This window comes from Candidatus Woesearchaeota archaeon, assembly GCA_018303405.1.
Lineage (GTDB): Archaea > Nanobdellota > Nanobdellia > Woesearchaeales > JABMPP01 > JAGVYD01.
The window spans coordinates 79,265-86,399 of the sequence record JAGVYD010000013.1 but is presented as its reverse complement, the minus strand read 5'-3'; the positions used below and the strand labels follow the sequence as shown (position 1 = coordinate 86,399).

The following is a 7,135-nucleotide window of genomic DNA, read 5'->3' as shown; positions in this document are numbered from 1 at the left end:
CCATTGCTTTACTATCCAAACTCTTTTTTCAAATGTCAATTTGTACATAAACATCACCGAGTGAGGTTTATGTGTAAACTAATAATGGGATAGCACAGTGGGTTTTTCCATCAGCAGATTGATTAAAGGGGCCTTGTCCGAAAAGTGAGTTTGTGCATCAATTTTGCGAAGCCCATTCCCGGAGGGATTATGCATTTTTCGGGGTTGCAGAGGAGAAAAATGCAATTCGCGAGAATCTGCCAGGCTGAGCAGATGCCCAAACCGAGCCGGAAGGCGAGTTTTCGGGCAAGGCCGATTAAAGGCAAAGCTTTATAAAGATGTGTTACAAAATGGTAATATATGTTACAAAAAAGTAATATGTCAAGAACCTTGGAGCCATTTTTTGGGGAGCCTGCAAAGAAGCATTACCTGCTGGACATAAGCAGAAGCATCAATCTGGCCCACACTTCTGTAAAGAAAGACTTGCTTAAGCTGCTGGGCGCAGGATTAATAACCAAGGCAATTGAGAAAAAGGGCAAGCGAAAATTCCCAGTCTATATGGCAAATATGAACAGCAGGGAGTTTATAGAAAGGAAAAAGGCAAGGAACCTCCAAAAGATTATCGAGAGCGGCCTTGTTGATTTCCTGGAAGAGAGGCTGTCTCCGAAGAGCATAATCCTGTTCGGAAGCTATTCGCGTGGCGAGGACACTGAAGAAAGCGACATAGACCTGTTTTTGGAATGCAGCCAGGAAAAAATAAGGCTTGACAAATATGAGAGGGTTATTGGGAGGAAGATTCAGCTTCATTTCAACAGGGATTTCGCAAAATACCCCAAGGAGCTTAAAAACAATATAATAAATGGCACTGTGCTGAGCGGATTCTTGGAGGCGTACAAATGATAGTCAAGGTTAGGACAGACAGGCAGAAGGCCTTGGCCCTGAAAAAGATGGCTGAAATAACCCTGGAAAGGCTGGAGGAGACGGACACGGAAAGGTATCCTGCAAATACCCTTACTGACTATTATGATGTGCTGCATAAGCTCATGGAAGCAGTGGCGCTACTGCATGGCGTTAAGACAAGGGGCGAAGGAGCCCATCAGGAGCTTATAGATCATTTGGCTAAAAGGGAAAAGCTTGGCGAGGCCACAAGATTGTTGTTGCGGCAGATGAGGGATTACAGGAACAGGATAAGCTATGAAGGGTTCAACATAAGCAAGAACTACATTATTCTGAATGATGCCAAGATAAATGAGGTAATCAGGAGATTCTTGGGCAAGATAAGTTGAAATTGCAGCCATAATATTCGCGAAAGAAATAAGAAAAACAAAATAAAAAAATCAAAAGGAAAAGCTTATGTTGCCCTTCCCCTGATGTTACCTGTTGCCCTGTGTTCAAGGCTAGTCTCAAGGTTCAAGTAAGTCACAGTGATATCTGATTTAAACCTGCCTGTTGGCAAACTTGTTCCGCATGTTATAACAATTGCGGCCTGACCGTTATTTTCAATTGTTGCCGCCAGTCCAAGTGTCGCGTTAACATCAGCACCGTTCACTGTTTGCATAGTTGGATTTAAACAGTCATCAGTACCTGTTGGCGCATCTGTAATATTGATGTTATAACCAATATTGTTTTTTAGAGCTAGCTGGATAGATCCATCAGCCGCTGTGATTACTGCCTTATCGATGCAGTCAATTCCTGCTGGGAAATTGCACCTTTCCGGTAAGAATTTGTCCGGGCTCAAAACACCAAAATATGCCAATGCGCCAATTGCAGCAAGCACGACCAGGATAGCCCAACCGTAGGTCATGATAAACTCAGTAGCTGCCTGACCTTTTCTTGTGACTCTCATCTTATCACCTCTAAGCGATTTGAATAACTATTATGCACAACTGATATACAATTACCCTAACTTATATAAATAATTTGTGGTTGAGGCAAGTCAATGGTTGAACCTTAAAAAATGAAAAAAATAGTATATTTTCTTGATAATTTGGGCCTGCAAAAATGGCTTAGAACAAATCCCCAAGCATGCTGCTCATGGCAATTGACACAACGTAAAATAGGATGATGGAAACAGCTGTGAAAATAGGGATGTACCTGATGCTGTCCTTGATATTGCCCTTCTGGATTGTGCCGACAATTGCTGCGGAGAAAAATGAGGTTATTATCATGCTCAGCACGGCAAAAAACCTGAAATCGCTTATCTTAATGGACTGCCCGGACAGGTCAAGCATCAGGCCAAACCCACCCTGGCCTTTGGGCAGGGTTATTGATGAGGTAATTGTCTGCACGACCTGCAAAAGCTGGTATGAAAGCGCAAAAAGGACAGGGGCGGCAACAATGGATGCGAATGAGATGAATATGGCATAGGTCTTAAGATTCGCTGCCAGCTCTTTCTGCATAATCTTATTCTCCTGAATATTTACAGCGATCTTGTTTAGCAGCTCCCCTGTTTCACCGCCTGCTTCCAGGCCGTTAATCAATAGGCTTATTGACCGCTTAAGGGTGGATGAGTCATAGCGTTCAGTAAACTCCTCGAGCGCCTGCGTAAAGTCAACGCCGCCCAAGGTTTTCCTGGCGACAATTTCAATTTCATGGGCAAGGATGCCAAAATTTGGCCTCACTGCAAACCAAAGCGCCTTGTCAATTGTCATGCCTGCGCGGATATTGGCTGACGCCTGCTGCAGGAGGTCTGGCAGGAACTCCTCAACATTCTTCTTCCTGTTATAGATTACAAAATCAAAATAAACGCGCATCAGCCCTGCAAAAATTGTGGTTACTGCAAATACAAACCCAAAAAAAAGGAAGATTGCGAGAGGTATGGCAAAATTCCCGCCGTAGTCGCTTATGTTGTAATATGTCCCCAGCGGCGGCCAGGTGAAAATGAACAAGCCTGCAAAGAATGCGAGGTAAAATGCAAACCCCAGGAAGCCATAAGGGAACTCATCAAAGCCGGCAGTGCGCATGTAGGGATGCATCCTCCGCGCCAGGATTTTTGGCAAAAGCATCCTGCCCAGCTTGTCAAGGTTGTCCCTGCCAAAATTCAGCCTGATGTGCCTAAGGCCATCAATGATGTCCATTATTCCTTCCTTGATATTCATGCGTTGCCTCTGGGTTTTGCTTTAATTTCATGAACTGCAAATTGAATTTTTCAGTCTTCCCCGCTTGCGGGCCTCGAGGATTTTATTGTTGCCAGGAAAAGGAACTGCACAAAGCCGAGCACGCACGCGGCTGTTGCCAGGCTGACAAGGTCCAGCTTTAATCCGACAAAGGTGGCCAGGACCATGAACATAGTCATGCCAAGCGAGGGCAGGATTACGGCAACTATCATGTAAAACATCGCCATTGGATTAAGCTTCCTGCCGTATTCCTGCACTTCCACCTGCTGCTCCCTGACAATCTGGTCTATGACTGTTGTCAGCGCCCCGGAGATGTTGGCGCCTGTCCTGATGCTGTTGAGGATTTGCCAAAACATTTTTTTAACATTTTGGGATGGGACAACATTCGCCTCCTCGTCAATTGCTGCCTCCATGTCTGTCCCAAGATTGACTTTGTCGACTATGTTCTGGAAGTGCTTGCCGATTGTCTTGTAGTTTTTGGCCACATTGACAAATGCGTTGTAGACAGGCATCCCTGATTCAAGCTCAATAAGCAAAAACCGCCCGGCATAAACAACTTCCATGTTGATGTCCTTTTGGGCGCGGATAATCCTGGCAGTAGGATAATTGAAAAAAAAGTAAAGCAGGTAAAAATAGAAAACCAACATGCCAACTGTAAATCCCGAGAGAAAGATTTCCGCGAGTGACTTGCGCAGCATCTTCGCCACTACAGGATAAGCCATTAGGGAGATCCCGATTGTCACGTAAGTCGCAGTGAGGAATGATTTTCTTATGAAATCTTCAGGCCGGTCCGGGATTTCTGCCTGGGCGAGAGTGTGCCTGAGGCCTGGAAACTTGCCTGCTATTCTTTTGAACAGTACACTAGCGATGCTTATCACCGTGGGGCTTGTGTGTGGTCACGCTTCGCATGAACTCATCATGGTTAGTGTAGTATTCAGCCATGGCATCCCCTACTTCGTCCACGCTCATCAGGTTGAAATTCATGAGGTATTTCAGGACTTTAACTTTTTCCTGCAGGAGCTTTTGAATTTCCTGTGTGGAATAGCCAGTATAAAGCTGCAGGTTGTCCATCAGTGTCCTGGATGCCTTTACCTTGCGCAGCACATCATGCTTGGCGTCAAACTGGAACAGAATCTCAGCGTCGGCATTGGGATTGATTTCAGCAATCTGGAATGTCCTTCTCAGGCCGGTTCTCCTGTTCCTGAATTGCGCGACTATCATTGAAATTGCCGGAAGCATTGTCTTTGGAACCTCGATAGGTGGATTCAGCAGCCTGGTGACCGCTTCCTTGGCATTGTTGGCGTGGAAGGTTGCGTAAACAGAATGGCCTGTGTGGATTGCCTCGAAAAGGACCTCTGCTTCCCTCTTTCGCCTGACTTCGCCGACCACAATCCTGTCTGGCCTCATCCTCAGGCTGTTCACCAGGAGGTCAAGCATGGTCAGGCCGCCTTTTCCTTCTGCATTGGGCAGCCTTGTTGACATTGGCACCCAGTGGAGGTATTTTGGAAGCTGGATTTCCCTTGTGTCCTCGATTGAGATAATCCGCTGGTTGGGCGGGAAGAAATTTGCGAGGACATTCAGCATGGAAGTTTTTCCTGACGCTGTTCCCCCTGCAATCAGTGCAGAGATTTCGTATTGCACCGCCAGCCACACCAATGCGGCCCCTTCCATGGAAATTGTGTTGGATTTGATGAATTTTGTGATTGTCCACGGGTCCTTGGAGAACATCCTGAGCGTAATCGTGTTGCCCCGGGTGGAGATAGGCATAAGCGTTGCATTTACCCTGTTGCCATCAGCGAGGTGCGCATCCAGCAATGGCTCAAGAACTGAGATCTGCCTCCCGACCAGCCTGGCCATGATTGTAGCGTAATGCTTGGTCTGCTCTTCAGCCTTGACCTTGATGTTTGTCCTGAGCCAGCCATGCCTCTTGTGGTAAATCCAGACAGGCTCATCAGAAGTGTTGATGGCAATTTCCTCTATGTTCACGTCAGCCATCAGGATATCTATGTTGCCCAGACCAAGGCTTCTCTGGATCAGGTAGGTTATGAAAAATGCGCGGACATCCTGCTGCAGGCCGGGGAAGTACTTGTCGAGCAGGACAGAGACTGCTGCCTCAAATTTCCTTTCAAGGACATCGGTTTCCTTGGACCCTACAATGTCAATTATGCCAAGGCTGACATTCTTGATTACCTCCTGCCTTATTTTTTCGAGCACAAACTCTGTTGCCGGCGTAATGCTGGAGATGTAGACTTCGTATAGGGGGACAAACCAGCCCTTTTGGGTGAATATCCTGATTGTGATGGGGATATTTTTGGACCTATAGATGTATTCGTCAAGCAATTTTACCTTTTCAATTTTTGCAGGCGGCACCTGGGGCGGCGCTATTTCCATGCTGACAGCCTGCATTTTTTTTGGGGAGATAGCGGGTTGAGACGCCTGCTTGGATTTGCCAGGGGCTTCAGCATGAATGGGAGTGGCATGGCCCGCTTGCGGCATTCCTGTTTTAGAAGAGACTTGGGAAGGAGATTGCAAAGCTGGCTTGGAAGCCTGCTGGCCAATGGCCTGCTTTGGCGGCACCAGCGGCAGCGGCTGTGCTTTTTGCGGAGCCGAAGATGGCGCCTGGCCCGATGCAGCTTTTTTCCTGGAAAATGTGGACTTAAGCTTATTAAATACGCTCACCGCTTTTCACCTCTTTTTACTGTTCCGCCCCGTGACATTATTTTGGAGCTTCTCCGCTTTGAATTTGACACGCGAAAATGGTTTGCACGCTGACCCTTGCACGCGCATTTAAATTTCGCTGCTGATTGGCTGGGCTGATTGCCTGAGCTGATTGACTGGAATGGAACTGCGTGTGGATTGGGAATTCACAATTTGTGGACTGCCTCGCCAAGCATTTGCGCCTCACGGATAAATGACTTCAATTTTCTTGCAACGTCCCCGCGCATTGCGAGCAGGTCCTTGAGATGGGCTTTCGCTGACTTGGAGCCGCTGACTTCCTTCAATGCTGAGGCTTTTTTCAAAAGTGTTTCCATCTCGGTGCTGATCTTGGATATGTCGCTCTCGGCTTTTTTGATTAGCGCCTCCGCCTTTTTCCTGCTTGACATTGCCAGCTTCAGGCGCACAGCGTCCTTTTTTTTCCTGGCATCCTTGGAGGACCCGGACTTTGATTTCTGGATAAACTGTTTTATTTTTTTCTCGCTGTTGCGCATTTGCACTTCGTATTTCCTGACTTCGCCGAGCACTTGCTGGAGCCTGTCATTTCGCTCCTTGATCTCTGTTGCAATCTTGTCTGCCAGTGTTTTCAGTTCCTCCAATTCCCGCGCTGTAATCTCATCCTTAATCTGGCCAGGCTTTTTTGTTATTGCGCCGAGCCTTTTCTGGATTTGGCCAAGCCTGCCCATCAAGTCGGATTCTTCGGACTTTATCTGGTCTGCCAGCTCTTTTTCGGACTTCAGCAATTCCTTGTCCTTTGCCAGCCCTGCCAGCACGCCGGAGTATTTTTCAGTCTCGCCTTCAAGCTGGCTTTTCATGTCCCCGAGTGAATTCAGGTATTCCTTCCCGTGCTCCTTGGCATTTAGATTGGCCTTTTCCAGCTGGGATTGGTACTCCCTAAGCTCATCAAGTATTACCTTTGCTGCTGTAAGCTCTGTAGCCACTTCAGCGTTGAACGACTCCAGGCCCTGCCTTGCCTTGGATATTCCCTCTGTGTGCGCATCAATATTTTTGACAGCACTTTGGATCTTGGCTTCCATTTCCTGCCTTTTTTTGGCAAGCTCTGCCTCTTTCTTCTGTATCGCTGCATCAGTAACCTGGCGCAGTTCAAGGTAAGGTGTTGTGAAAATGTAGTTGATCCTGAGAAGCCCTTCTTCCTCGAGAAATCCAGCCCATTCGCTGACAATTGGCCTTGTAACGCCAAGCCGTTTGGCTGCTTCGCCAAGGGATATTTTCTTTGTGTCGCGGATTAGCTTGACAAGCCTGTCTACTCCTGTCTCGATAAGAAACTCGTCCATTGCCATAGTGGTTTGTTTGCCCCGTGTATT

7 protein-coding genes are annotated in these 7,135 nt (G+C 47.1%); 2 read left to right on the top strand and 5 right to left on the bottom strand.

Going from position 1 to position 7,135, the window contains the following annotated elements; all coding sequences use genetic code 11:
- Nucleotides 1-339 precede the first annotated feature (339 nt).
- Together J4227_05145 and J4227_05140 are read left to right on the top strand one after the other, a co-directional pair.
- Nucleotides 340-879 carry a nucleotidyltransferase domain-containing protein gene (locus tag J4227_05145; protein MBS3109887.1) on the top strand — a complete coding sequence of 180 codons (540 nt, stop codon included), beginning with the start codon at nt 340-342 and terminating at the stop codon, nt 877-879.
- The gene (locus J4227_05140; GenBank protein MBS3109886.1) at nt 876-1,265 is read left to right on the top strand and encodes a hypothetical protein; all 390 of its coding nucleotides are present in this window, start codon (nt 876-878) and stop codon (nt 1,263-1,265) included. Before J4227_05145 ends, J4227_05140 begins: the two co-directional genes overlap by 4 nt.
- A 65-nt stretch (nt 1,266-1,330) precedes the next feature.
- Here J4227_05140 and J4227_05135 read toward each other — a convergent pair whose 3' ends face one another.
- The 5 genes from J4227_05135 to J4227_05115 all read right to left on the bottom strand — a co-directional run bounded on the left by J4227_05135 (nt 1,331) and on the right by J4227_05115 (nt 7,111).
- Nucleotides 1,331-1,825, bottom strand: coding sequence for a hypothetical protein (locus tag J4227_05135; protein ID MBS3109885.1), 495 nt, complete (start codon nt 1,823-1,825; stop codon nt 1,331-1,333).
- Nucleotides 1,826-1,985: 160 nt separating this feature from the next.
- The gene (locus J4227_05130; GenBank protein MBS3109884.1) at nt 1,986-3,077 is read right to left on the bottom strand and encodes a type II secretion system F family protein; all 1,092 of its coding nucleotides are present in this window, start codon (nt 3,075-3,077) and stop codon (nt 1,986-1,988) included.
- A 50-nt stretch (nt 3,078-3,127) separates the two neighbouring features.
- Nucleotides 3,128-3,973: a type II secretion system F family protein gene (locus J4227_05125; GenBank protein ID MBS3109883.1), complete on the bottom strand. Its 846-nt coding sequence runs from the start codon at nt 3,971-3,973 to the stop codon at nt 3,128-3,130.
- Complete coding sequence (gene tadA, locus J4227_05120; protein ID MBS3109882.1) at nt 3,957-5,774, bottom strand: Flp pilus assembly complex ATPase component TadA; 1,818 nt, start codon at nt 5,772-5,774, stop codon at nt 3,957-3,959. The genes J4227_05125 and tadA overlap by 17 nt, the downstream gene beginning before the upstream one ends.
- 185 nt (nt 5,775-5,959) lie before the next feature.
- Complete coding sequence (locus J4227_05115) at nt 5,960-7,111, bottom strand: hypothetical protein (GenBank protein ID MBS3109881.1); 1,152 nt, start codon at nt 7,109-7,111, stop codon at nt 5,960-5,962.
- Nucleotides 7,112-7,135: the final 24 nt, after the last annotated feature.

Bases quoted from the DNA above. Each gene is read 5' to 3' on its own strand.
- J4227_05140 (MBS3109886.1), top strand. From the start codon at position 876: ATGATAGTCAAGGTTAGGACAGACAGGCAGAAGGCCTTGGCCCTGAAA.
- J4227_05135 (MBS3109885.1), bottom strand. From the start codon at position 1,825: ATGAGAGTCACAAGAAAAGGTCAGGCAGCTACTGAGTTTATCATGACC.
- J4227_05145 (MBS3109887.1), top strand. From the start codon at position 340: ATGTTACAAAAAAGTAATATGTCAAGAACCTTGGAGCCATTTTTTGGG.
- J4227_05115 (MBS3109881.1), bottom strand. From the start codon at position 7,111: ATGGCAATGGACGAGTTTCTTATCGAGACAGGAGTAGACAGGCTTGTC.
- J4227_05130 (MBS3109884.1), bottom strand. From the start codon at position 3,077: ATGAATATCAAGGAAGGAATAATGGACATCATTGATGGCCTTAGGCAC.